The 25,879-nt window shown below is 58.2% G+C and carries 20 protein-coding genes, 2 pseudogenes and 1 other annotated feature; of the genes and pseudogenes, 7 read left to right on the forward strand and 15 right to left on the reverse strand.

Translation table 11 applies throughout. The features are described from left to right. Positions 1-56: 56 nt before the first annotated feature. Complete coding sequence (gene sohB, locus ABRZ26_RS01525; RefSeq protein ID WP_319602494.1) at positions 57-1,103, reverse strand: protease SohB; 1,047 nt, start codon at positions 1,101-1,103, stop codon at positions 57-59. A gap of 321 nt (positions 1,104-1,424) precedes the next feature. Here sohB and ABRZ26_RS01530 point away from each other — a divergent pair, with 321 nt between their 5' ends. Both ABRZ26_RS01530 and cobO read left to right on the forward strand, forming a co-directional pair. Then, the gene (locus ABRZ26_RS01530) at positions 1,425-2,186 is read left to right on the forward strand and encodes a YciK family oxidoreductase (RefSeq protein WP_319602495.1); all 762 of its coding nucleotides are present in this window, start codon (positions 1,425-1,427) and stop codon (positions 2,184-2,186) included. A 17-nt stretch (positions 2,187-2,203) separates the two neighbouring features. Further along, positions 2,204-2,794: a cob(I)yrinic acid a,c-diamide adenosyltransferase gene (gene cobO, locus ABRZ26_RS01535; protein ID WP_319602496.1), complete on the forward strand. Its 591-nt coding sequence runs from the start codon at positions 2,204-2,206 to the stop codon at positions 2,792-2,794. Positions 2,795-3,318: 524 nt separating this feature from the next. Here cobO and rluB read toward each other — a convergent pair. After that, a complete protein-coding gene (gene rluB / locus ABRZ26_RS01540; RefSeq protein WP_319602497.1) occupies positions 3,319-4,203 on the reverse strand; it encodes a 23S rRNA pseudouridine(2605) synthase RluB in 885 nt (294 codons plus the stop codon). Positions 4,204-4,547: 344 nt separating this feature from the next. Here rluB and ABRZ26_RS01545 point away from each other — a divergent pair, with 344 nt between their 5' ends. Both ABRZ26_RS01545 and yecR read left to right on the forward strand, forming a co-directional pair. Further along, a complete protein-coding gene (locus ABRZ26_RS01545) occupies positions 4,548-4,934 on the forward strand; it encodes a hypothetical protein (RefSeq protein ID WP_319602498.1) in 387 nt (128 codons plus the stop codon). Between the two features lie 413 nt (positions 4,935-5,347). Further along, on the forward strand, positions 5,348-5,566 hold the full coding sequence (gene yecR / locus ABRZ26_RS01550; RefSeq protein WP_319602499.1) for a YecR family lipoprotein: 219 nt from the start codon (positions 5,348-5,350) through the stop codon (positions 5,564-5,566). 20 nt (positions 5,567-5,586) lie between these two features. Here yecR and ABRZ26_RS01555 read toward each other — a convergent pair whose 3' ends face one another. The 13 genes and pseudogenes from ABRZ26_RS01555 to rnm form a co-directional block, all read right to left on the reverse strand. Further along, positions 5,587-5,943 carry a putative T6SS immunity periplasmic lipoprotein gene (locus ABRZ26_RS01555; protein WP_319602500.1) on the reverse strand — a complete coding sequence of 119 codons (357 nt, stop codon included), beginning with the start codon at positions 5,941-5,943 and terminating at the stop codon, positions 5,587-5,589. A gap of 2 nt (positions 5,944-5,945) precedes the next feature. Continuing rightward, a complete protein-coding gene (locus ABRZ26_RS01560; protein ID WP_319602501.1) occupies positions 5,946-6,488 on the reverse strand; it encodes a type IV secretion protein Rhs in 543 nt (180 codons plus the stop codon). Between the two features lie 55 nt (positions 6,489-6,543). After that, the gene (locus tag ABRZ26_RS01565; RefSeq protein ID WP_319602502.1) at positions 6,544-6,879 is read right to left on the reverse strand and encodes a DUF1493 family protein; all 336 of its coding nucleotides are present in this window, start codon (positions 6,877-6,879) and stop codon (positions 6,544-6,546) included. Further along, positions 6,870-6,965, reverse strand: a pseudogene (locus ABRZ26_RS25085) (STM2901 family protein); the annotation flags it as partial. The pseudogene ABRZ26_RS25085 and the gene ABRZ26_RS01565, both read right to left, overlap by 10 nt. A gap of 5 nt (positions 6,966-6,970) precedes the next feature. Continuing rightward, the gene (locus ABRZ26_RS25090) at positions 6,971-7,075 is read right to left on the reverse strand and encodes an STM2901 family protein (protein ID WP_502880283.1); all 105 of its coding nucleotides are present in this window, start codon (positions 7,073-7,075) and stop codon (positions 6,971-6,973) included. 81 nt (positions 7,076-7,156) lie between these two features. Beyond that, a complete protein-coding gene (locus ABRZ26_RS01575) occupies positions 7,157-11,053 on the reverse strand; it encodes a sulfite reductase subunit alpha (RefSeq protein ID WP_319602503.1) in 3,897 nt (1,298 codons plus the stop codon). A 76-nt stretch (positions 11,054-11,129) separates the two neighbouring features. Further along, on the reverse strand, positions 11,130-14,045 hold the full coding sequence (gene nirB / locus ABRZ26_RS01580; RefSeq protein ID WP_319602504.1) for a nitrite reductase large subunit NirB: 2,916 nt from the start codon (positions 14,043-14,045) through the stop codon (positions 11,130-11,132). A gap of 129 nt (positions 14,046-14,174) precedes the next feature. After that, positions 14,175-14,969 (reverse strand): ABC transporter ATP-binding protein, encoded by a 795-nt coding sequence (locus ABRZ26_RS01585; RefSeq protein ID WP_319602505.1) that lies wholly within the window; start codon positions 14,967-14,969, stop codon positions 14,175-14,177. 10 nt (positions 14,970-14,979) lie between these two features. Further along, complete coding sequence (gene ntrB / locus ABRZ26_RS01590; RefSeq protein ID WP_319602920.1) at positions 14,980-15,900, reverse strand: nitrate ABC transporter permease; 921 nt, start codon at positions 15,898-15,900, stop codon at positions 14,980-14,982. 11 nt (positions 15,901-15,911) lie between these two features. Continuing rightward, positions 15,912-17,171, reverse strand: a complete 1,260-nt coding sequence (locus ABRZ26_RS01595; RefSeq protein WP_319602506.1) for a CmpA/NrtA family ABC transporter substrate-binding protein — start codon at positions 17,169-17,171, stop codon at positions 15,912-15,914. A 719-nt stretch (positions 17,172-17,890) separates the two neighbouring features. After that, positions 17,891-19,177, reverse strand: a complete 1,287-nt coding sequence (locus ABRZ26_RS01600; protein ID WP_319602507.1) for a nitrate- and nitrite sensing domain-containing protein — start codon at positions 19,175-19,177, stop codon at positions 17,891-17,893. 137 nt (positions 19,178-19,314) lie between these two features. Continuing rightward, positions 19,315-19,935 carry an L-threonylcarbamoyladenylate synthase gene (locus tag ABRZ26_RS01605; RefSeq protein ID WP_136167691.1) on the reverse strand — a complete coding sequence of 207 codons (621 nt, stop codon included), beginning with the start codon at positions 19,933-19,935 and terminating at the stop codon, positions 19,315-19,317. Positions 19,936-20,041: 106 nt separating this feature from the next. After that, a complete protein-coding gene (gene rnm, locus ABRZ26_RS01610; protein ID WP_319602921.1) occupies positions 20,042-20,926 on the reverse strand; it encodes an RNase RNM in 885 nt (294 codons plus the stop codon). A 220-nt stretch (positions 20,927-21,146) separates the two neighbouring features. Continuing rightward, positions 21,147-21,250, forward strand: a sequence feature (Trp leader region). 30 nt (positions 21,251-21,280) lie between these two features. On the opposite strand from rnm, the gene ABRZ26_RS01615 reads away from it, so the two are divergent. From ABRZ26_RS01615 to trpCF, 3 genes and pseudogenes are all read left to right on the forward strand, one after another. Then, complete coding sequence (locus tag ABRZ26_RS01615) at positions 21,281-22,843, forward strand: anthranilate synthase component 1 (protein WP_319602508.1); 1,563 nt, start codon at positions 21,281-21,283, stop codon at positions 22,841-22,843. Continuing rightward, positions 22,843-24,453 (forward strand): annotated as a pseudogene (trpD, locus tag ABRZ26_RS01620) (bifunctional anthranilate synthase glutamate amidotransferase component TrpG/anthranilate phosphoribosyltransferase TrpD). Before ABRZ26_RS01615 ends, trpD begins: the two are co-directional and overlap by 1 nt. Before the next feature lie 7 nt (positions 24,454-24,460). Further along, a complete protein-coding gene (gene trpCF, locus ABRZ26_RS01625) occupies positions 24,461-25,822 on the forward strand; it encodes a bifunctional indole-3-glycerol-phosphate synthase TrpC/phosphoribosylanthranilate isomerase TrpF (protein WP_319602509.1) in 1,362 nt (453 codons plus the stop codon). Positions 25,823-25,879 lie beyond the last annotated feature (57 nt).

Below are 25,879 nucleotides of genomic sequence, written 5' to 3' on the forward strand. Positions count from 1 at the left end.
GCCATCGCCCGCGGTGAACGCGGGCGATGAGCAGGGAAGCCATTCGACGGGCGGCATCACAACAGCGGATTGTTGCCTCGCTGCCACCAGCGCAGCATCAATCGCTCAAGGGTATCGCCCGTACTGCCCGTCAGACGCTCAATCAGGCGCTTACGGCGCGTATACCGCACGCTGAGCACGTCATGGTCAGCCATTTCGGCAATCAGCAAATCGTCGCTGGTGCCAATCTCGTCAACCAGTCCCAACGCTTTGGCCTGGGTGCCGAACCAGTGTTCGCCGGTCGCGACGGAATCAATATCCAGCGACGGACGCATCTGGTGAACAAATTGTTTAAACAGGTTGTGCGTCACGTTCAGCTCTTCGCGGAATTTCTCGCGCCCCTGCTCCGTATTTTCGCCGAACAGCGTCAACGTGCGCTTAAACTCGCCCGCGGTATGCAATTCAACATCGATATCCTTGTTCTTCAGCAGACGGTTGAAGTTGGGGATCTGCGCCACCACGCCGATCGATCCGACGATAGCAAACGGGGCGGCGACAATACGGTCGGCGACGCAGGCCATCATATAGCCGCCGCTGGCCGCGACTTTATCCACCGCCACGGTCAGTTTAATCCCACCCTGACGCAGCCTTTGCAGTTGAGAAGCCGCCAGGCCGTAACCATGAACCACCCCGCCCGGACTTTCCAGCCGCAGCAGAACTTCATCCTGCGGTTTGGCGACCGCCAGCACCGCCGAGACCTCCTCACGCAGAGATCTCACCTCGCCGGCATCCATACTGCCATTGAAATCCAGCACATACAGGCAGGGTTTCGTCGGTTTCGCCTCCCCGCGTTTGGCGCGCTGCTTTTCTTCTTTGGCCTTGGCTTTTTCTTTCTTCTTTTCCTGTTTGAACAGCTGTTTACGCTCTGCATCGCTCATGTATGCCGTCTGCATATCCTGCTGCATATCGCGATACTGTTCCCCCAGATTAACCACCTGCAATTCACCTTTACGCTGGCGTTTACGCTGCGCCGCGCCGAAGACTAAAACCACAATCGCACCGATCGCGATAACGATGGTGAGTGCTTTAGCCAGGAATAAACCATACTGAGAAAGTAATTCCACAAATACCGCCCTCATTAGCTGAGTGTTGACATATCAAACTGATTATACTGCCCCATGACCAGGCCAGCTTGGTGAACGAAACCTTTAACCTAACTGATGACATCCAGGATGGCGATGTTATTCGCGCCTTCTCCGTGTTTTCTGCTGCTTTTTAGCGCACCTGCGGTAAGAAATGGCGCCAGTCTCATTGAAAACCCCGCCTGTTTAAGGCATAAATCCGTCATCTTCATCCTGTTTGGATGCCTTTTCAACCAGATACCGGCATAGCGATATCGCACGTATTAATGAAGGTAGCCGGTACGTCTGTAAGAGGAATTGCCCGTGTATTACCAGCCCAAAAACGACCTGCTGCAACAGCGCATCATTCTGGTTACCGGCGCCGGCGACGGTATCGGCCGCGAGGCGGCGCTAACCTATGCGCGTTTCGGCGCGCGCCTTATTCTGCTGGGTCGAACTGAAAGCAAACTTCAGGCGGTTAAGCAACAGATTCAGGAAGAAAACGGCGCGCAGGCGCACATTATCGTCTGCGATATGTTGACGACGAACTCGGCGCAATTCTTTCAGTTGGCCGATGAGTTGGCCCAGGTGGCGCCCCGTCTGGACGGCGTACTGCACAATGCCGGGCTGCTGGGCGAGATAGCGCCGATGACGCGGCAATCGGCGGACGTCTGGCGCGATGTGATGCAGGTGAACGTCAACGCGACCTTTATGCTGACGCAGGCATTGCTGCCCCTGCTGCTGAAATCCGCCAGCCCGTCGCTGGTCTTTACCAGTTCCAGCGTGGGACGTCAGGGCCGGGCTGGCTGGGGCGCTTATTCCGTGTCAAAATTCGCCACCGAAGGCATGATGCAGGTTTTGGCCGATGAATATCGCCAGCAAAATCTGCGGGTAAACTGTATCAATCCCGGCGGCACGCGCACCGGCATGCGCGCAGCGGCATTTCCCGATGAAGATCCGGAGAAACTGAAGCCCCCTGCGGATATCATGCCGTTGTACCTCTATCTGATGGGGGACGACAGCCGCCGTAAAACCGGCATGAGTTTTGATGCCCAGCCGGGCAGAAAATCAGGCCCGGCCGAATAGTCAGGAGAACACGCAGCATGAGTGATGAACGTCACCAACAACGTCAGCAACGTATAAAAGAGAAGGTCGATGCCCGGATTGCCGCCGCGAACGAAATACGCGGCATCCTGATGATTTTCACCGGCAATGGCAAAGGGAAAACCACCGCGGCTTTCGGCACCGTTACCCGCGCTATCGGCCATGATTTACGAGCCGGAGTGATCCAGTTCATCAAAGGCGACTGGCCGAACGGCGAGAAAAACCTGCTGCAAAAACACGGCGTCGAATTTCAGGTTATGGCGACCGGTTTCACCTGGGAAACGCAAAATCGCCAGACCGACACCGAAGCCGCGCAAAAAGTGTGGCGGCACGGCAAGCGCATGCTGGCCGATCCGCAGTTGGATCTGGTGGTGCTGGATGAACTGACCTATATGGTCAGCTACGGTTATCTGGAACTGGAAGAGGTATTGAACGCGCTGCGTGATCGCCCGGCGGGACAAACGGTCATTATTACCGGACGGGGATGCCATCGTGATTTGCTGGAGATGGCGGATACCGTCACCGAGATGCGGCCGGTAAAACATGCCTTCGAAGCCGGCATCAAGGCGCAACAGGGTATCGATTGGTAACGAACCGGGCGGTTGCAGGCGAACCGTCGCCCTGTTCCCCTCCCGGCCTTACCCTTGCCCTGTCTCTTAGTCACATATACTGTTAACGGTATATGTGACTTCAGCGCTATTTCGTGCGCTAGAAGGCCGTCATTTCTCTGCTATGTCGCAGCATGCGCCCGACGCAGGGTGGTTCAAGCGCCACCACCCTCCGGACCCGGGCTTGTGGCTGAAATCACGTCGCTGACGCGATGCCTTCGGCGGTCGCCCCCTTTCCCGAACCGCCAGTGACGCGTTCCCGACGCGGCACTGGCTTGCGCCGCCTCCCTGCGGCGCATTCGCGGGGTCGTCCACCTCAGCGTGATTTCTTACGCCGACGAAAAGCAAAGAACCAAGAACCAAGAACCAAGACCAGAATACACATGGCCTCTAGAGGTTCCTTGGATTTGTGTATAAGAGACAGCCCTTGCCAGGGGAGGAGCTAACTCCCTCCCCTGCGAAGGGGAGGGTTGGGGTGGGGTTATGATGACGGCGGGTGGAATTTCTTAAGATTGACCGCGACGCTTCGGTTTCGGCGAGGTGCGGCGCGTCGGCGCAACCTGGCTGCTGCGTTTTATCGCCCGGCGAATCTGATTGGCTTTTACCCGGCGGCGCTCGCGCTCAACCGGCAATTTACTTACCGTCTCCGGCGGCAACTGCACCAGTTCACGCAGATAGTTCACCTTCTCCAGCGCCATCTCCGACCAGCCGCCGCGCGGCAGGCCTTTAGGTAACGGAATATCGCCGTAGCGCACGCGGATCAGGCGGCTGACCTGCACGCCGACCGCTTCCCACAGGCGGCGAACCTCGCGGTTGCGCCCTTCCGTCAGCGTGACGTTATACCATTGATTCAGCCCTTCGCCGCCTTGATAACGAATGGTGCGGAAAGAGGCCGGGCCGTCTTCCAACTGCACGCCTTTGCTCAGCTGTTTAATCTTCTCATCGTTGACTTCACCGAATACCCGCACGGCATATTCACGCTCCACCTCGCGGCTGGGGTGCATCAGACGATTCGCCAGCTCGCCGTCGGTGGTGAACAGCAGCAGCCCTGAGGTATTTACGTCCAGACGGCCCACGGCCACCCAGCGCGAACCCTGTATCTTGGGCAAACGGTCAAATACCGTCGGACGCCCGTCGGGATCGCTGCGCGTACACAGTTCCCCTTCCGGCTTATAGTAGATAAGCACGCGGCAAACGGTCTCTTCGGTTTCCTTCACGGAAACCACGTGGCCGTCAATGCGGATTTTGGTGGCTTTGGTCACTTCGACGCGGTCGCCCAGCGTGGCGATTTTCCCATCAATGCTGACGCGACCGGCCTGAATGATACCTTCTATTTCACGGCGCGAACCATGACCGGCGCGCGCTAATACTTTCTGTAACTTTTCGCTCATCGAGCAACCTCTGAGTGCCGCCTTCACAGGCGTCTGGTATACTTTCTAAAACAACGAGTTAGCACCTAAATCAACGTAACTAACTGATATATAACTATTTATGGTAACAGCATGGCAAACAATATGTCACACAATGATTCGTGGGCGCACATACTACACTAACTTTAGACTAAATGATTCAACAAGTTTTGTGCGACTGAGTCTTGGTACTGATAGCCGAAAGCAAGCAGAAGTGATCATGAATCAGATCCGCCCTTTCATTCCCCTTGTACAGAATGGAACGATGAGCCTCGAAGAGTTCAAACGCAAAATGCAGGGCTACCGCGCTGCCACTAAGCAAGACTTTGACAGCCATCTTCTACATTCTACATGCACTCGAAAGGGATGTTGCCGAAGTGGAGCGTCTCCCACAGTTAGGGCAATGGCATAGAAACATTAATCCTGATTCTCCTTTATCAGCTTCTGATACGGTTGAGGCAGCTCAAGGTTACTCAGATGCGCACTTCCATCGCATGGTGAACGGTAGCGATCAGATTGCAAACGAAGTGCTTGCCAGTCTTCATATGCAAAAACTTGAACTTTCCAAGGATGATTTGCTCCTTGCGAATCAAGTAGGCACTGCTCTCGATATGAGCCGTATGACCGTCGCACAAGCCTATGAAGCATTCTATTCGAAAGATATGCTGCGATATCGCCAACTCATTGCAACACTGCAAGCTCAGTTAGAATAGGCAAAACTGAACTCTTCACCGCAAAGTAGTGTTGAAACAAACCTGTCTGTTTCACCAGAAGTAAAAGAAACAACCAGCGAGGCAAGCAAACTTTCCGAAGCATGGACGCAGTATGTTGAAGAAAAAGGCCAAAAATGGCGTGCAAGCATCGCTAACGAGAACCAGCGTTTCTTTGAAGTCCTGCTCTACGTTATCGGTGACAAACCGACTGATAAGGTTACTAAGCAAGATATCCGCGAAGCGCTAAAAGTGACGGAAAACTTACCTACTCGTACGAAGCTGCCCTACAAGCGTCTATCTTTGGCAGAATGCATTGATTATGACGTTCCAGAGGAAGATCTGCTCAGTAGTCAGCATGTTGAAAAACATCTCAAGATCTGGCTGTCGCTTTTTAAATACAACAATCAATCGGGATGATTTCGATGAGTTATACCTTTGGGATGTTCGAATCACCTAAAGTAAACGTCCAGCAAGGTGCTCAAGCAGCAGCACAGCGTTGCGCTGCATGGGGTTATTCTGGTGCTGAGCCATTCGGCGGCTCAACTTCTGTTTGCTCTCAGCCTTCCTCAAGCGGGTGTATGGAAACGATGGTCACTATGGAGTATCAATGTACTGGTGACTTGAAGAAGTAAAATCTGGGGGCGATGCCCCCTTATTCTTTGGGATAAGAAAATTCAGCAGTGACTAAATGCGACTCTGATTTATCAGATTGGACGTCATATGCGAAGTTATACCGCTCCCCAGATGTAAACTTAAATCCGAACACAGGAAGACACTCACCCTTTGGAACATACACAGGCTTGTCATCGAAAATCTTGTGAAGAGAGTCGCTTTTATCGCTGTTGATTTGAATAGCAGTGATCCGTTCCTTTGGCTCCAGTGGTGACACCACACAAACTTGATTATCTTTGATAAATGCCGTTGTAGATTCGCGCTCTACCATTCGATCTCCAGGCCCAGGGCATCCCGTCAAGAGAAATACGACAGCCAGCAGCATTTTGTTTTTCATGTTTAACGCCCCTTCCCTGTTACGATTTTCTGGTAAAGCGAGGGGACATCCTGCAACATATCTACGCCCCTGTACATCCCCATACGCCCAGGTCTCTGATAGTATGACCACTTACTGATCCCATAAACCAGCAGTAACCAGTAATCAGCTAAAATAGAGGCTTGCTGTTCAAGAGAATAATCAGTGAGCTTGTCTTTATCCAGTCTGTAGGTATATTCAGCAGCCCAGCTAAATGCGCCCCGCATTCTCACCCATTGCCCGTGTTGGTGTTGCCACACATGCCCCAGTTCATGGATGAAAACATATTTATCTTCGATGAAAACAGAGTTTGCGGAAAAGTCTTCTCTGTACATTGGCTTTCTGTACCATAACTCCCCGTTGGGGGTCATCGCGTAGTTCTGTTTCTGTAGGCCGAATGGTAAATAGCTGTCGCAATGAATCCAGACACGGCTATAAACTATCGAATCACCGAACACCCTGCGAGCCATTGCAATCTCGCCTAACGTCATCCGGCGTAATGTTCCTTCCTCTGCCTGTGCGCTCATAAACTGCCCTCCTTGTATGATTTATCTACATCGTAAAATCATAAGTCGAAATAGTCTATACGCGAACATAAAGCCAGCGGCCAGCCTTGGCGGATTCGATCAGCATGCCGATAGTGAAATCAGGTACGGGTATAGGTTCCGCCTTCTTGAAGGGGTTCCATGACATAGGGGGATCGGGAAAATAGGTTTTAATATTAAAATTACCTTTTTCTACCTTGAATTCTTTAAAGAATTCATCCATTAAATCCCCCACCTCAAGCTCATCAATACCCAGATTGGTGTCTAAATCTGTTTCAGGGGCTAAAACTACCGTCTTCAGGCTAAACAAATACTCCCCCGCATAAGGCCGCACAAGGTCATAAACGCGTTTTTCGATATCCTCTATTTCCATAGCTTATCGTTTCCTCTGGCTATCGCGTTGTAATCACGAATTGTGCAATAAACGATTTGTGATACACCCGATGCCAGAATAATCAAACAAATCAAGGAAATATATCGGAAAAGATCATAAATAGTAATTTGCTGGCGCTGATGTTCGCCCGGCCAGCATAAAAGTAGGTGCCCTTGGGCTCTTCCACCGTATCCATACCATCGACCCAATCACTTAAATTTTGCTAATCATAGCGCTTTACATTTTGTCATAAACCGGATTTTTCCGATTAACACGCTCAATACACATCCCGCAGATAGCGTTTATCCTGAACCATCTTTGCGATATAGGCCGCCGCGTCCTCGGCGCTCATCGCGCCGTGCCGCTGCGCCACCAGCCTGAGCGCGGCGTCGACGTCCCTGGCCATACGAGCCGCGTCGCCGCAGACATAGAAGTGCGCCCCCTCTTGCAACCAGCGCCACAGCTCGGCGCCCTGTTCAAGCAGGCGATGCTGCACATAGATCTTTTCCGCCTGATCGCGCGAGAAGGCGGTATCCAGTCGATGCAGATAGCCGTCGCGCCGCATCGCCGCCAGTTCTTCACGATAGTAGAAATCGGTCGCCGCGCGCTGCTCGCCGAACACCAGCCAATTTGCGCCTTTCGCCCCCGTGGCCCGGCGCTCCTGTAAAAAGGCGCGGAAAGGGGCGATGCCGGTGCCGGGACCCACCATAATCATGGGCGTATCCGGGTTGTTCGGCGGCCGGAAATGGGCCGACCTGTGGACGAAAATCGGCACCGCGACGGAACCCGCGCGATCGGCGAGAAAGGTCGAACAGACGCCGCCCCGCCGTTTGTCGTCGCGGCCGTAACGCACGGTCGAAACCGTCAGGTGAACCTGATCCGGCGTCGCTTTCTGGCTCGACGAGATCGAGTACAGGCGCGGCTGGAGGCGCTTGAGCACCGCCAGCCATTCATCGGCCCGCGGCTGAATCGGATATTCCTGGAGCAGGTCGATAATCTGCCGTCCCCACAGCCACCGTTTCAGATCGTCCTTGCACGCCTCCTGCAACAATTCGGCCAGCGCCGTATGCCCCGACCGCTCGGCGACGAACTGCAACACCTCCGGCGTGATGCGCGCTATCTCGCAATGTTGCGACAGCGCCTCAACCAGCGTCATGTCGCCGCGATCCCTGAGCGTGACCGGCGTCGAGGGCGCAAGCCTGAGCAGCGCCAGCATGTCATTCACCAGATCGGGGCAATTGCTCGGCCAGACGCCGAGCGCATCGCCGGCTTCATAGCTAAAATCCTGATCGGTCAGGTCGAAGGCGATGTGTCTGGTCTCTTTCTGCCCGCCGGGCGCATTGAGCCGCCGATTAAGCACCAGACGCGTGCGCAGCGGGGCGCTGCGGCTGAACGTCGATGGCTGAGTCATCAGCGGCGCGCTGATTTTCTCCGCGCCCTCGCCTGCCGCTATCGCCGTCGGGACGGCGGCCATCCCGGCGCGTGCCGCGAGCGTGGTTCCCGCCAGCGCCGCGACCACCTGATCCAGCCAGCCATCGGCGGCGTCCTGATAGTCGGCGTCGCAGTCAATTCGCGCCGACAGCCGCCGTGCGCCCAGCTCTGCCAGTCGCGTATCGAGCCTGCGGCCGAAACCGCAAAACTGGTCATAGTTCGCATCGCCGAACGCCAGCACCGAGAACGCCAGCGCATCCAGTCTGGGCGCGGTATCCGCCTGTAGCGCCCTCCAGAAGGCGGCGCCGTTGTCCGGGGGATCGCCGTCGCCGAACGTGCTGACGACAAACAGCACGCGCGCCGCCGAGCGCAGCGTCGCCACATTGCAGCCGTCCATGCCCGCAAGCGCGACGCAATGCCCCTGCGCCGTCAAGCGTTCGGCACAGCGCGCGGCGAAGCCTTCGGCATTACCGGTCGATGACGCCCACAGCACCAGAATAGAAGACGATGCCGCCGTAAGGGCCGCGGCCGGCGACGATAGCGCGGGCGCCTCGCGGCCCGGCGGGCGCAATGACGCGGGTTGCGCGACGCGCGTCAGGGCGACGGCGCAGAACTTGAATTCGGGCTGCTGGGAAATCGGGTCAATCGCATCGCTGGTGACGGCGTTGATGGCCAGATTCTCGCCAAAGAGATCGTTCCAGTGGAATGGCGCAAAGCAGTTGCCGGGACGCACCCGATCGGTCACCGCCGCCGGCAGCACCGCGCGCCCGCGCCGCGAACGCACTTCCACCCAATCCTTATCGCGAATGCCGAGCGCGGCGGCGTCTTCAGGGTGTATTTCGATGAAAGGCCGTGGATTGAGCTTATTAAGCATCGGGATCTTGCCGGTCTTGGTCATCGTGTGCCACTGGTGCTGCAAGCGCCCGGTATTCAGCACCAGAGGGAAGGCGTCGTCCGGCATCTCGGCCGGTTGGCTATCCGACCGGGGGAAAAAAACGCCTTTACCGCTTTGGGTGGCGAACACGATGCGCGGCCGCGCGCCGTCCGGCGTTTCTTTCAGCGTCTGGCTCACGCCGTCATTGAGATAGCGAATCGGATGGCGATCGCCGTCATCGTCAGGCGGACAGGGCCACTGCACTGGCGTCCGGCGCAAACGCGCATAGCTTGCGCCGCGGATGTCGTAGCCGGTGTTCGGATTCCAGGCGCGCTTGATCTCTTCAAATACCTCCGCGGCGGAGTCGTAGCTGAATGCCTGTTCATACCCCATCTCGCAGGCCACGGCGGCGATGATTCGCCAGTCCGCCATCGCCTCGCCGGGCGGGTCGACGGCCTGGCGCATCAGCGTCAGATTGCGCTCGGAGTTGATCATCACGCCTTCGGCCTCGGCCCACAGCGCGCCGGGCAGCAGAATATCGGCGTAACGGTTGGTCTCGGTATCGAGAAACGCGTCCTGGGCGATGACCAGCTCGGCGGCCCTCAGCCCTTCGATCGCGTTCTGACGATTAGGCAGCGAGGCGACCGGATTGGTGCAGATAATCCAGCACGCCTTGATCTCGCCCGCTTTCATCGCCTCGAACATCGCCACCGTGCCGCCTCCCAGATCGGTGCGGAGCGTCCCGGCTTTTACGCCCCACAAGGCTTCGATAAAAGCGCGATCGTCATCCGCCAGCACCGAGCGCTGGCCCGGCAGCCCCATGCCCATATAGCCCATCTCGCGCCCGCCCATGGCGTTGGGCTGCCCGGTAAGAGAAAACGGCCCGCTGCCGGGGCGGCAAATCGCACCGGTCGCCAGATGCAGATTGCAAATCGCATTGGTGCTCCAGGTGCCGTGCGTGCTTTGATTCAGCCCCATGGTCCAACAGCTCATCCATTCGGGCGCGGCGCCAATCCACGCCGCCGCCTGGCGGATATCGTCTTCCGCCAGTCCCGTTATCCGCGCCACCCTTTCCGGCGGATAGTCGGCAAGAAACGCCGGCATCGCCTCCCACCCCTCGGTAAATTCGGCGATAAAATCCTGGTCGAGATGGCCGTTTTGCACAATCAGGTGCAGCAGACCGTTGAGCAGGGCCAGATCGGTGCCCGGCTTGATCGGTAAGAACAGATCCGCCTTGTCGGCCGTGGCGTTACGGCGCGGATCGACCACAATCAGCTTCGCCCCTGCGTTGACCCGGTCCATCATGCGCAGGAACAGTATCGGGTGACAGTCCGCCATATTGGCGCCGATGACGAAAAACAGATCGGCGCGGTCGAAATCCTGATAGGAGCCGGGCGGCCCATCCGAACCGAGCGAAAGTTTGTAGCCGCTGCCGGCGCTGGCCATGCACAGGCGCGAGTTCGACTCGATATTGTTGGTGCCGATAAAGCCTTTGGCAAGCTTGCCGGCCAGATACTGGGCTTCCAGCGACATCTGACCGGAGACGTAGAGCGCGACCGCATCGGGGCCGTGGGTATCGATGATGGCGCGCAGCCGGCGCGCGCTCTCCCTGATGGCCTGTTTTACCTCGACCCGCGCCGGTTCGCGCCGACGATCCGCCCGCAGGTAGGCGTGCTCCAGCCGCCCCGCTGCGGCGATAGCCTGAGCGCAGCTATTGCCTTTGGTACACAGCCGGCCGAAGTTGGCGGGATGCGTCTTGTCGCCCGTGACCTTAATCACGCGATTGTCCTGTATCTGCATCACCACGCCGCAGCCGACGCCGCAGTAGGGGCAAACGCTCTTTACCTGAGTGGTGGGTTTGGCATCCATCACATACTCCCCGCAGGACTGATGCCGTGGCCTCATCCGCGCATAAAAAAGGTTAAGCGTGCAAGCGTTCCGTTCATCAGGCTTGCGCAATGGTCTCAGATGTCGGCAGGGGCAACGGCCGGCGATTGACCCAGACCTGCCCCGCCACCACTTTTACCGGCCAGGCGCGTACGCGCAGCGCCGCGTTATCCGGGCAGACGCCGTCGCGCAGTCTGAAACGCTTCTTGTATAACGGCGAGATCACCACCGGTTCGCCGCCGACGTCGCCCAGCAGGCCGCGGGACAGCACGTTCGCCCCACTGCCCGGCTCGTGGTTTTCCAGCGCGAAAACCTGTTGCTCGCCGGCAGGAAGATGGAACAGCGCGATCTGCTGCCGGCCGAGGCGCGCCGCCATGCCGACATTGGCGGGAATATCCTGCAACGCGCCGATGCGAACCCACTCCGTTTCCAGCTCCGCCGGTTGCGGGCTGCGCGCCGTCGGCGGCTTTTCATGCTGCTGCGCCGGCCGGATCTGGCCGCGCGTCGGCACCATCACCACCGCTTCGTCCGGGCTATCGCTGTTGAGAAAGGCGCGGAACAGCGCCAGACGATCCGGGCTTTCCAGCGTGGTTTTCCATTCGCACTGGTAGGTATCCGCCACGCGCTGCATCTCCTTATCCAGTTCCTCAACGATATGCAGGCTGTCTTCAAGAACCACCTGTCGCAGGTAGTCGATACCGCCTTCCAGATTATCCAGCCAGCTGCTGGTGCGCTGGAGACGATCGGCGGTGCGGATATAGAACATCAACACGCGATCGATGGTGCGGATCAGGGTTTCGCTATCCAGATCGCCGACCAACAAATCGGCGTGACGCGGCTTCATACCGCCATTGCCGCACACATACAGATTCCAGCCCTTATCGGTGGCGATGACGCCGATATCTTTGCCCTGCGCTTCCGCGCATTCGCGGGTACAGCCGGATACCGCCATTTTGATTTTATGCGGCGAGCGCAAACCTTTGTAACGGTGCTCCAGCGTAATCGCCAGCGCGGTGGAATCCTGCACGCCGTAGCGGCACCAGGTCGAACCGACGCAGGACTTCACCGTGCGCAGCGATTTGCCGTAGGCGTGACCGGTTTCAAACCCGGCGTCGATCAGTTCGCGCCAGATAGCCGGCAATTGTTCCAGCCGCGCGCCGAACAGATCCACGCGCTGACCGCCGGTTATTTTGGTATACAGGTTGTAGCGCTGCGCCACCTGGCCGATGGCGATCAGTCCCGCCGGCGTGATCTCGCCGGCCGGTACGCGCGGCACCACCGAATAGGTGCCATCCTTCTGGATATTGGCGAAAAAGCGATCGTTGGTATCCTGCAACGGCAAATGCTGCGGTTGCAGCAGATAGTCATTCCAGCAGGACGCCAGCATGGAGGCCGCCAGCGGTTTGCACACTTCGCAGCCCAATCCGCGCCCGTAGCCTGCGATCAACTCGTCGAATGAACGAATGTGATGCACGCGGATCAGGTGATACAGCTCCTGACGCGACCAGGGGAAGTGCTCGCAAACATCTTTTTTTACTTCCACGCCCATCTGCGTCAATTCGTATTCCATCACCTGCTTCAGCAGGGGAACGCAACCGCCGCAGCCGGTGCCTGCCCTGGTGCAGGACTTCAGCGCATCCAGTTCGTTACAGCCGCCGGCCACCGCCGCCGCGATATCGCCTTTACTGACGTTATGGCAGGAGCAGATCGGCGCGCCGGCGGGCAGCGCCGCCACGCCCAGACCTTGCGGCGCATCGCCGGAACGGGCCGGCAGAATGAGGCTCTCAGGATGCGCCGGCAACGGTATGTCGTTAAGCATCATTTGCAGCAGCGTGCTGTAGTCGGCGCTGTCGCCGATCAGCACCGCGCCCAGCAGGCGTTTGCCGTCGGCGGACACCACGATTTTTTTATAAACTTCGCGCGGACCGTCCGTCCACTGATAGCTCTGGCTGCCGACGGCGCGGCCGTGCGCATCGCCGATCGACGCCACCTCCACCCCCAGCAGTTTCAGCCTGGTGCTCATGTCCGCGCCGCTGAACGGCGTATCGCGCCGCGCCAGCGTATCCGCCACGCTGCGCGCCATCTGGTAGCCGGGCGCCACCAGCCCGAATATTTGCCCGTTCCACAGCGCGCATTCGCCGATGGCGAAAATCGCGTCATCCGACGTCCGGCAGCGGTCGTCAATCACGATGCCGCCGCGCGGCCCTTTGTCCAGACCGCAGCCGTCCGCCAGATTATCCCGTGGGCGAATTCCCGCGGAAAACAGTACCAGATCGGCCTCCAGCGCGCCGCCGTCGGCAAAACAGAGCCGGTGCCGCGCCTGCTGGCCGTCGACGATTTCCCGCGTCTCTTTGCCGGTGTGAACCCGTACTCCCAGCGCCTCGACCTTTCGGCGCAGCATCGCCGCGCCGCCCTCATCCAGCTGTACCGCCATCAGCCGCGGCGCGAATTCGACGACGTGCGTTTCCAGTCCCAGCTGGCGCAGGGCGTTGGCCGCTTCCAGCCCGAGTAAGCCGCCGCCGATCACCACGCCGGTTTTGGATTTTTGCGCCTGCTCGGCAATGGCGTCCAGATCGTCCAGCGTGCGGTAAACCAGACAGCCCGGACGCGTATTGCCCGCAATCGGCGGGACGAACGCATAGGAGCCGGTGGCGATAACCAATTGGTCATAGGCGGTTTCGCCGCCCTGCGCATCAAGAACGCGCTTATGCGGGCGATCGATGGCGGTAACCTGACTGGCGCGGCGCAGTTCGATGCCGCTGGCGGCAAAAAATCCCGCTTTAACCAGCGACAGCGATTCCGCCGTCCGGCCGGAGAAATATTCGGAAAGATGGACGCGATCGTAAGCTTCCCGGCGCTCTTCGCCAAAGACCACGATGCGATAACGCTGGTGCAGATCGCGCTCGACCAGTTGCTCAAGAAAATAATGACCGACCATGCCATGGCCGATAACCACCAAAACTGGCTTGTTCATTAGATCAATCCCTACAGCCGCTGGCTGTGAATCAAAATCAGGGGAAAAAAGCCCGCAAAGCGGCGGCGCGGACGGGTTGCGCCTGTCCGCGGCGAATGCGCTTTCGTTATGTTGATTTACCGTTTCCCGTCAGGCGGCGTGCGACTGTTTTTCATATAAGAAATGCAGCACCCGCTGCCGGTACTGGTGATACCGGGGATCGTCCGCCAGCGCGACGCGCGAGCGCGGGCGCTCCAGTTCCACCGTCACGATCTCCCCGACCGTCGCCGCCGGGCCGTTGGTCATCATCAGCACCCGATCCGACAGCAAGACCGCTTCATCCACATCGTGGGTGATCAGCACGATGGTGGTGTGCAGCCGCTGCTGAATGTCCATCACCGCATCCTGCAAATGGGCGCGGGTCAATGCATCCAACGCGCCGAACGGCTCGTCCATCAGCAGCACTTTGGGCTTTATCGCCAGCGCGCGGGCGATCCCTACCCGCTGTTTCATCCCGCCGGAGATCTCATTCGGCCGTTTGTCCGCCGCGTGCGCCATATTCACCAGCGCCAGATTGTGGGTGATCCACTCATGCATCTCGGTTTTGCTCATCCGGCCGCGAAATACCTGACGCACGGCCAGCGCCACGTTTTCATAAGCCGTCAGCCACGGCAGCAAGGAATGGTTCTGAAACACCACGCCGCGCTCCGGGCCGGGGCCGTCGATCTCCCGGTTGTCGCACAGCAGGCCGCCGCCGCTCGGCCGGGTCAGACCGGCGATCAAATTGAGCAAGGTTGACTTGCCGCAACCGGAGTGGCCGATCAGACTGACGGTTTCCCCGGCGTAGATATCGAAGCTCACCTGATCCAGCGCCAAAAACTCGCCGCTGGCGGTATGGAAACGCTGGCTGACCTGCTGTACCTGAATAATCGGATTCGCGCGCATCGTCGGCTCCTTAGCGGTTGTCATAGTTAAAACGTTTGGCGATTAACATCAGGCCCTGCTCCAGCAGCAGGCCGATCACCCCAATCACCACGATGGCGATAATGATGTTTTCCACGTTCAGGTTGTTCCATTCATTCCAAATCCAGAAGCCGATGCCGATGCCGCCGGTCAGCATTTCCGCCGCCACAATCACCAGCCAGGCGATGCCGATGGATAAGCGCACGCCGGTCAGGATGTTCGGCAATACCGCCGGCAGCAGGATCTTGCGCATCACGGTGAACTCGGACAGCTTAAGCACGCGCGCCACGTTCAGGTAATCCTGCGGAATCAGTCTTACCCCCTCGGCGGTGTTGAGGATCATCGGCCAGATGGAGCAGATAAAGATGGTCCAACTGGAGGCCGGTTCGGCGCGCTGAAACAACAGCAGGCCGATAGGCAGCCAGGCCAGCGGACTGACCGGTCGCAGCAGGGAAATAATCGGATTCAGCATGTCGGCCACGAAGCTGAAGCGACCAATCAGGAAGCCGGCGGGAATCCCCACCAGCGCCGCCAGGCCAAAACCGATGCCCACGCGCTGCAACGAGGCCATCACGTTCCAGCCGATGCCCTGATCGTTCGGTCCGGCGATATAGAACGGATCGGCGAAAATCTCCAACGCCGCCAGCCAGGTGGCCCACGGCGTCGGAAAGTTTTCGCTGTGCAGTGCCGCGACCTGCCAGATACAGAGCAACAGGCCCACGCCCAACAATGCGGGGAAAATTCGCTGCGCCGCTTGGCGGAATAAAGGACGATAGCGGCGCGGCGCCGGCGCGGCCGAAGCCGCCGTTTTTTCCGCCGCCGCTCTGGCCGGCAGCGGCATAATCTCCGCGCCCTGTTCAGCGCCGGGTGCGTTATCCGCCGCGATGGGAATAACCTGAGCCTGGTTTTTCATCATTGCCTCGCTTATTTCTTCACGCTAAAACTGTCGGCATAGCCCGCCGGATCGCTGCCGTCCCAGCGCACGCCGTCGATCAGCACGCTGCTGCGCATCTCGCCGTCCGGCAGCGGGACACCGCCTACCGCCGCGGCGGCCTGCTTATAGATATCAATCCGATTGACCTTTCTGGCGACGGCCAGGTAATCCGGATCTTCCGTCAGCAGGCCCCAGCGCTTATGCTGGGTCAGGAACCACATGCCATCGGACAGATAGGGATAGTTCACCGACCCGTCGTGGTAGAAACGCATCGCATGTTCGTCCTGCCAGCTTTTCCCCAGACCGTTTTCATACTGGCCCAGCATCCGGCCGACGATGGTTGCCTCTTTGGTATTGATGTAGGCGCGCCCCGCCACCACGCCGGCGGTTTCACGCCGATTGTCGTCGGAGGCATCAATCCAGCGCGACGCTTCCAGAATGGCGGCCGTCAGCGCGCGGGCGCTGTTCGGGTTGGCATCGACCCAGTCGGCGCGCGTGCCGAGCACTTTTTCCGGATGATCGGGCCAGATATCCTGCGACGTGGCGACGGTAAACCCGAGCTTGTCGCTGATGGCGCGCTGGTTCCAGGGTTCGCCGGCGCAATAGCCGACCATATTGCCGATCTTCATATTCATCACCATCTGCGGCGGCGGCACCACCACCGTGCGGACATCGTTCAGCGGATGAATGCCCGCGGAGGCCAGCCAGTAATAGAGCCACATGGCATGGGTGCCGGTGGGGAACGTCTGAGCGAAGGTGTAGGTACCCGCCGCACTGGCGGCGATATATTTTTGCAGCGCGTTCAGATCGGTGACGCCGCTTTCGCGTAGCTGGTTGGCCAGCGTGATGCCCTGTCCGTTCTGGTTGAGCGTCATAAGCGCCGCCATGTCGCTCTGCGCGCCGGATAAGCCCATTTGCAGGCCGTATAGCTGGCCGTACAGGATATGCGCGGCATCCAGCTCGCCGGATACCAGCTTATCGCGCACCGCCGCCCAACTGGCTTCCTTGCTGGGGATAATGCGAATGCCGTATTTCTTGTCGAAGCCTTTTATCGCGGCCATCACCACCGATGCGCAGTCCGTCAGGGGAATGAAGCCCACGCGGATTTCCTGTTTCTCCGGCGCGTCGGAGCCGGCGGCCCAGGCGCTGTTCATCAACCCCGGCAGCATAAAACCGCCGCCCAACGCCGCACCGCCCAGTAAAAACTGACGACGGGAAACCGTCATGCCCTTCGTTTTGGAATCACTCATTCACGACACCTTTCAGCCGATCGCCGTTTCCGGCGGTCAAAAAACAAAACGGCGTCCATAAGCCCATGCAAAAGATGCACGCTTATGGACGCCGTTATCCGGTTAACCCGCAACAAACCGCCGTTGGCTTATCACCGATTAATGATGTTGATCAGTTACTGTCAGTTTTAAAGCAAGGTGTGTGCCAGAAGTTATATTTCTGGGCGTGATGGTGAAAATTGGGCTGTAACCCCACCCCGGCCCTCCCCTTCGCAGGGGAGGGAGTTTGGCTCATCCCCCTGGCAAGGGGGCTCTTAGTCACAACTCAGGAAGAGGCTCCGGGCAACAGGTTGTTTTCCCTTTGGCGTAAAAGGGGCTGAGTCGGGAGAGTCCTTTAGGATGAGCAGCATGGATGCTGCTCAAGCCAGTGCCGCGTCGGGAACGCGTCACTGGCGGTCCGTCAGAAGGACTCTCCCGGCGAAGGCATCGCGTAGCGACCCCGTTCCGCCAAAAGCCATAGGTCAAGGAGCTGCGGCAATTGAGCGCTCCTTGTCGGGCGCGTGCTACGACGTGGCATAAATATACCTTTCTTTTCGCGCACGAAATAACACTGAGCTTACATATACCGTTATCGGTAAATTTGTGACTAAGAGACAGCCCTGGCAAAGGGCCAAAAGAGGATAAACCACTCTTTGCACTGCCGCCGGGCAAAGCACGCACCCTTTGTGTGCATATGACGCCTACGGCGTATCCTGAAAAACGTCGGCCACCGCCAGCATCGCCGTGGCGATTTCAATCAATTTTTTATTTTGATTCATCGCCATCTTGCGCAGGGTTTTGTACGCCTCTTCCTCGCTTAAACCGCGATGCTGCATCAGCAGACTTTTTGCCCGGTCGATATGTTTTCTTTCATTCAGCGTATCGCGCAACGCCGCCAGTTCGTGATCCAACGCCTGTAAACGCCGCGACTGCCGTTGAACCAAAGAGAGCAGCGAACGCCCGAGCTGAGGGCGGACCCCATCGCTATTCAGCCAGCCGTCCGACGCCGCGCTTGCCATATCATGACCGGCGATAAAGACCGAGTATCCCGGATCGTCGTTTTCCGTCGGCGACATCAGGCTTACTATATCCGCCATCTGCTCGCTGTTCGCCTGCTCGGCGGCTGCGATGCGATCGCGGCAAAGTTGCATCAGCGTCTGCTCCAGACTGTCTTCCAGCCGTTTCATTTCATCAATGCGCTGCGTGGCGATGGCGAACCAGCGCAGGCTACCCTCGTCTTCGCGCTTTTCCGCGCCGCCGCGGGTGCAGGCGATACGGCGCAAACGTTCAAACTCGCTATCCGTCGTCATCCGTAGCCAGCGCTGCCGGTTTTGCTCATCGGCGAAATCCGCAAAGGTGGCGAAACACCGCTCCTGTCGTTCGATCAAATCCAGCAACTTTTGCTGCGTATCCTCATTGAAGGCGCCGGAGGCAAAGGCGGCCGCGCCGATCGCCCGCTCCTGGCCGGCGAATTCCTTCCCCTGCATAAAGCTGAACATGGCGATCAGCGCCCGCGAAATCACCGGCTCCGCCGCCGTATCGGAGACCTCGAACACCAGCGAGAGCAGATTGCGGATAATGTCGTTAAAAAAGGTCATGGCCTGCGGCAACGGCAATATCCGCTGGCGAATATCCTGACGTAGCGAAGGCAGCAGGCTCAGCGTATAGACCACGCTGGCGACCCGGCTGAACAGACGGCTGGCCTGCGGCAAATCGGCCGTCATGCCTTCCAGGCGATCCAGATGCGCCATCAGCGGTTCCTGCGCCTGCGCCACTTCCGTTTCCCTGAGCCTTAACTCATCGGCAAACAGTCGGCCGTCAGAGCAGAGAAACAGGTTGGATGTGCCGCGCTCGCGTTGCAGCATATGCACCAGTTGACTGATCTTTCCCACCAGTTCGCCGCTTTGCAGCAAATAGCGCAGGCTATTCAACTCGCACTGACGCGAGGCCAGCAGGAAACGGATCGTTGTTGAAGGGTCTGCCGCCATGGTTCTCACTCCCGAAACTTCACCGGCGGAAAGATGCAATTAACACGCCAGCGACAAAATGCGTCAATGGGTTCAGCGCCAATATCCGTCCGGCGTTTAGTCATGTTCCGTTACCGGATAATCCGCGCGCTCAATCTCTAAAGAAACGGCGTGATATCCCCGGTGCCTTCACGGACAATCTGCGGGGAGGAGTCGGTTAAATCGATAACCGTCGTGGGCTGCTGGCCGAGAAAGCCGCCGTGAATCACCAGATCGACCAGTTTTCCCAACCTTTCCTGAATTTCTTCCGGGTCGGATTCGGCAAAATCATTGCCCGGCAGCATCAAGGTGGTCGACATCAGCGGTTCGTTCAGCGCGGCCAATAACGAGAGCGCGATGGGATTGGAGGGAACGCGCAGGCCGATGGTTTTCCGTTTTTCGTTCATCAGGCGGCGCGGCACTTCTTTCGTGGCCTTGAGGATAAAGGTGTAGTTGCCCGGCGTATTATTTTTGATCAACCGGAACGCCGCATTATCGACATAGGCATAGGTGGACAGCTCGGACAGATCGCGGCACACCAGCGTAAAATTGTGGTTGCTGTCCAGATCGCGGATACGACAGATACGCTCCATCGCATTTTTGTCGCCCAACATGCATCCCAGCGCGTAGCCGGAATCGGTGGGATAGACAATCACCCCGCCCTTATGCAGAAAATCCACCGCTTGTTTGATAAGCCTGGGCTGTGGATTCTGCGGATGAATATAGAAAAACTGACTCATGACACGACCTCTTGCATCTGCAATACGGGAGAAAACACCGCCTCTCCCGCCTAATCGGCAACGCCATTATTTTATGCCGGCAGGCGTTACCGTGATATTCAGTAAATTATTGCGCCAGCGCCCGGTGATGCCACACCGGCTCCACGTCGGCGGGCAGCCACAGCTTGCGCCCCAGTTCAATCCAGGCGCACGGCTGATGAAAATCCGACCCCTGCGACCCCAATAAGCCAAACTCTCTGGCGTAGCGGGCAAGCTGCGTGCGTTCATCCGGCGCCTGCTGGCATTGCGCCACCTCCATGGCGACGCCGCCGTGATCCGCAAACGCGGTCAACAGACGTTTCAGCCATTTGGCGGTCAAATCATAACGTCCGGGATGCGCCAATACCGCCACGCCGCCAGATTGATGAATAGCATCAATCGCTTGCTTTATTGTACACCACTGCGGCGGGACATATCCGGTTTTCCCTTTTGCCAGATATTTTTTAAACACCTGATTGATATTCGGCGCGGCGCCTTGTTCCACCAGAAAGCGGGCGAAATGACCGCGGGTGATCTGCCCGCCGGTCGCCAGGCGGCTGGCGCCGGCCAGCGCATCGGGAATACGCGCTTTCGCCAGACGCTGGGCGATAAGCTCCGCCCTTTCCCGCCGCGACTGCGCCTGACTGAGCAGCAGCTCGCACAGGGCCGGATGACGAATATCCATACCCAGCCCCACAATATGAATTTCATGATTTTCCCAGAGCGTCGATATCTCTACGCCGGGGATCAGCCGCAACGGCAATGCCTGCTCGTCAATGGCGCGTTGCGCCTCAGCCAGACCGCCGGTGGTATCATGATCGGTAATCGACAATACGCCGACGCGCATCGCCGACGCCCGGTTAATCAGTTCGGCCGGCGCCAATACGCCGTCGGACGCCGTGGTGTGACTATGCAGATCATAAAGCGGGAAAGACGATAGCGGTTGAGATTCTTGCGACACAAATATTCCCATCACTGGCAGAATTGGTGGTTTGAAGGTCACTATGATGCCATCAACGCGCCGCTAATTGTAATAATTAGGCAGATGACGAACATCTCAGCCGTTTTAAATCCGGCAATAAAATAATATTATTCCTGTTATTGACTTTCGGTCCGTGAACTAGTTTACTAGTACGCAGGCTCAGCACACAAACAGCGAGATGTTGATAATGGTCATGCATAGCACGATGAAATCAGGTTGGTGGCGCTCTTCCCTCACGCGGGCGGAGTAATCGCGCATAGCTATTATCATACATGCAGATATTCCCAGGCCCGCTTATCAAGCGGGCTTTTTCATATATGGGCAAAAATAACACGGGTAGCAACGATGCAAACAACACAACCAAAACTGGCGCTTCTGCGTACCGAGGCCATCTACCGAAATGACCCCAGCGCCATTTTCCATCAGCTCTGCGGCGCAAGACCCGCCACGCTGCTGCTGGAATCCGCCGCCATCGAGAGTAAGCAAAACCTGAAAAGCTGGTTAATTGTGGATAGCGCTTTACGCATCACCGCATTCGGCCAGCAGGTTTCCATTCAGGCGCTGACCGCCAACGGCGCCAACCTGTTGCCGTTGCTGGATGACGCGCTGCCGGCCGAGGTCGTCATCGAAACGCATCCCAACGGCCGCGAACTGACCTTCCCGCCGGCGGATAACATGCAGGATGAAGATTCGCGCCTGCGTTCGTTATCCGTGTTTGATGCGCTGCGCGCCATTCTGAAGCTGGTCGACAGCCCTGCCGATGAACGCGAAGCCATGTTTTTGGGCGGACTGTTCGCTTATGATCTGGTCGCCAGTTTTGAAACGTTGCCGGAATTAAGCCAGCAGCAACGCTGCCCGGACTTTTGCTTCTATCTGGCGGAAACGCTGCTGGCGCTGGATCATCAGCAGCAGAGCGCCCTGCTTCAGGCCAGCCTGTTTACGCCGGACAACGCGGAACGGCATCGTCTGCAACAGCGTCTGGAACAGTTGCAGCAGCAGTTGAAGCAACCGGCGCCGGCGCTTCCTCATCAGACCATCGACAGCATGACGCTCAGTTGCAACCAGAGCGATGAAGCCTATGGCGACGTCGTCACCCAGATGCAGCAGGCCATTCGCGCCGGAGAAATTTTTCAGGTGGTGCCGTCTCGTCGCTTCTCACTGCCTTGCCCGTCGCCGCTGTCCGCTTATCAGGTGCTGAAAGACAATAATCCCAGCCCTTATATGTTTTTCATGCAGGATCAGGATTTCACGCTGTTTGGCGCGTCGCCGGAAAGCTCGCTGAAATACGACGCCGACAGCCGACAGATTGAAATTTATCCGATTGCCGGCACCCGTCCGCGCGGCCGCCGCGCCGACGGTTCGTTGGATCGCGATCTCGACAGCCGCATTGAGCTGGAAATGCGTACCGACCATAAAGAGATGGCCGAGCACCTGATGCTGGTCGATCTGGCGCGCAACGATCTGGCGCGTATCTGTAATCCCGGCAGCCGCTATGTGGCCGATTTAACCCAGGTTGACCGCTACTCTTTCGTCATGCATCTGGTCTCCCGCGTGGTAGGGACGTTGCGTGACGATCTGGACGCGCTGCACGCCTATCGCGCCTGTATGAACATGGGTACGCTGAGCGGCGCGCCGAAAGTCCGCGCCACGCAGCTGATCGCCGCCAGTGAGAAAACCCGCCGCGGCAGCTATGGCGGCGCGGTGGGTTACTTTACCGCCCACGGCGATCTGGATACCTGTATCGTTATTCGCTCCGCCTATGTGGAAGACGGCATCGCCACGGTTCAGGCCGGCGCGGGCGTGGTTCTGGACTCCATTCCACAGGCGGAAGCCGATGAAACACGAAACAAAGCGCGGGCCGTTCTGCGGGCCATCGCCAGTGCGCATAACGCGAAGGAGCTGTTCTAATGGCGGATATCTTACTGCTCGATAATATCGACTCATTCACTTACAACCTGGTAGATCAGCTACGTTCCAGCGGACACCGGGTGGTCATTTATCGTAACCATCTGCCGGCCGACACCATCATCGGCCACTTAAAGAAAATGGAACGGCCGGTACTGCTGTTATCCCCCGGCCCCGGCACGCCGGCCGACGCGGGCTGTATGCCGGAATTGCTGCAACGCCTGCGCGGTCAGTTGCCGATTATCGGCATCTGTCTGGGACACCAGGCGATTGTGGAAGCCTACGGCGGCCATGTCGGCCGGGCCGGCGAAATCCTGCACGGCAAAGCCTCCAATATCGACCATGACGGCGAGGCGATGTTCGCGGGCTTGCCCCACCCGCTGCCGGTGGCGCGCTATCATTCGCTGGTCGGCAGCGATATTCCGGCCACGCTGACCGTCAACGCCCACTTTAATCAGATGGTCATGGCGGTGCGTCACGACGCCGACCGCGTCTGCGGTTTCCAGTTTCATCCTGAATCGATTTTAACCACCCACGGCGCGCGGCTGCTCGAACAGACGCTGGACTGGGCTTTGGCTTAATTAAAGGACACGATCATGCAAGAGACTTTTTCCATCTCCGCCATACTTGAGAAGCTGTATCAAGCGGAAATCATCAGCCGTGAGGAAAGCCAGGCGCTGTTCGGCGCCATCGTGCGCGGCGAGCTGGAAGCGACCCAGTTGGCCGCCGCGCTGATCAGTATGAAAGTTCGCGGCGAACATCCGCAAGAGATTGCCGGCGCGGCAGCCGCCCTGCTGGCCGATGCGCAGCCCTTTCCGCGTCCCGACTACCCGTTCGCCGATATCGTCGGCACCGGCGGCGACGGCACCAACAGCATTAACATTTCGACCGCCAGCGCATTCGTCGCCGCCTGTTGCGGGTTGAAGATCGCCAAACACGGCAATCGCAGCGTATCCAGCCGCTCGGGCTCGTCCGATCTGCTGGCGGCGTTCGGCATCAACCTTAATATGCCCGCCGAACAAGCGCGGCAGGCGCTGGATGACTTAGGCGTATGCTTTTTGTTTGCGCCGCAGTATCATCCCGGATTCCGCCATGCGGTACCCGTGCGCCAGCAGTTGAAAACCAGAACGCTGTTTAACGTTTTAGGGCCGCTGGTTAACCCGGCCCGTCCGCCGCTGGCGCTGATCGGCGTTTATCGTCCGGAACTGGTTCGTCCTATCGCCGAAACGCTGAAAGTTCTGGGTTATCAACGCGCGGCCGTGGTTCACGGCGGCGGAATGGACGAAGTCGCTATTCATGCGCCGACGCAAGTCGCTGAATTGAACAACGGCAAGATTGACGAATACGAACTGACTCACAAAGACTTTGGTCTGGACGCCTTCCCGCTTTCAGCGCTGGAAGGCGGCTCGCCGGAAGAAAACCGCGATATTCTGACCGCGCTGTTGCAGGGAAAAGGCCAGCCGGCGCACGAAGCGGCCGTTGCCGCCAACGTGGCGTTGTTGTTGAAGCTGTTCGGACAGGAAGATTTGCGTCAAAATGCGCAACAGGCGTTAGCTGCGATTCATAGCGGACAGGCCTATCAACGCGTAACCGAACTGGCCGCAAGAGGATAAAGAAGTCATGCAGGAAACCATTCTGAATAAAATAGTGCGTGATAAAGCTATATGGCTGGAAGCGCGTCAGAAGCAACAACCGCTGTCGACGTTCCAGCATGAGGTCGTCCCCAGCGAGCGGGATTTTTATCAGGCTTTGCGCCAGAATAAGCCGGCGTTTATTCTGGAGTGCAAGAAAGCATCGCCGTCGAAAGGATTGATCCGTGATGATTTCGACCCGGCGACGATCGCCGGGATTTATAAAGACTACGCCTCCGCGATATCGGTACTGACCGATGAAAAATATTTTCAGGGCGACTTCGCTTTCCTGCCGCAGGTTAGCGCGGCGGTTCACCAGCCGGTGCTGTGCAAAGACTTCATTATTTCGGAGTATCAGATCTACCTGGCGCGCTATTATCAGGCCGACGCCATCCTGCTGATGCTCTCGGTGCTGGACGACCAGCAGTATCGCCAACTGTCCGATCTGGCGCATAGTCTGAAACTGGGCGTGCTGACCGAAGCCAGCAATGAGGAAGAGCTGCATCGGGCGATTAAACTTGAAGCCCGCGTGGTGGGCATCAATAACCGCAACCTGCGCGATCTGTCCATCGATCTGAATCGCACCCGTCAGCTTGCCCCGCTGCTGCCGGACGGCGTGACGGTTATCTGCGAATCGGGTATTCATCGCCATGCGCAGATTCGTGAGTTATGCCGGTTCGCCGACGGTTTCCTGATCGGCAGCTCGCTGATGTCCGAACCCGACCTGACGCAGGCGGTGCGCCGCGTCATTCTCGGCGAAAATAAAGTTTGCGGCCTCACCCGCCCGGAAGATGCGCAGGCCGCCTATCAGGCCGGCGCCGTGTATGGCGGATTGATCTTTGTGCCGTCCTCCCCGCGCTGCGTGTCGCCGGAACAGGCTCGTCAACTGACCGCCAGCGCCCCGCTGCGCTATGTCGGCGTATTTCGCGACGATCCGGTCGAGCGGATTGTCAGCCTCGCCGGCGAATTAAAGCTGGCGGCGGTGCAACTGCACGGCAACGAAGACCAGCACGTCATTTCACAGTTGCGCGAACAGCTGCCCGCCGACTGCCAAATCTGGAAAGCGCGGAGCGTAACCGGCCAGAGTCCGGCCAGAAACCTGCCGCATGTCGACCGCTATGTGCTGGATAACGCGCAGGGCGGCAGCGGTCAGACGTTCGACTGGTCGGTGCTGAAGGGACAAAATCTGGATAACGTGCTGCTGGCCGGCGGACTCAATGCCGACAACTGCGCACAGGCGGCGCAATTGGGATGCGCCGGGCTGGACTTCAATTCCGGCGTGGAAAGTCAGCCCGGCAAGAAAGATGCGCATAAAATCGCGGCGGTTTTTCAGACGCTACGGGCGATATGATCCCTTTCACCCTCGCGGCGCGGTTCAACATTCATACCCATCGCTCAGGCAGCCGAC

The organism is Brenneria sp. L4-2C (assembly GCF_040240335.1).
GTDB lineage: Bacteria > Pseudomonadota > Gammaproteobacteria > Enterobacterales > Enterobacteriaceae > Brenneria.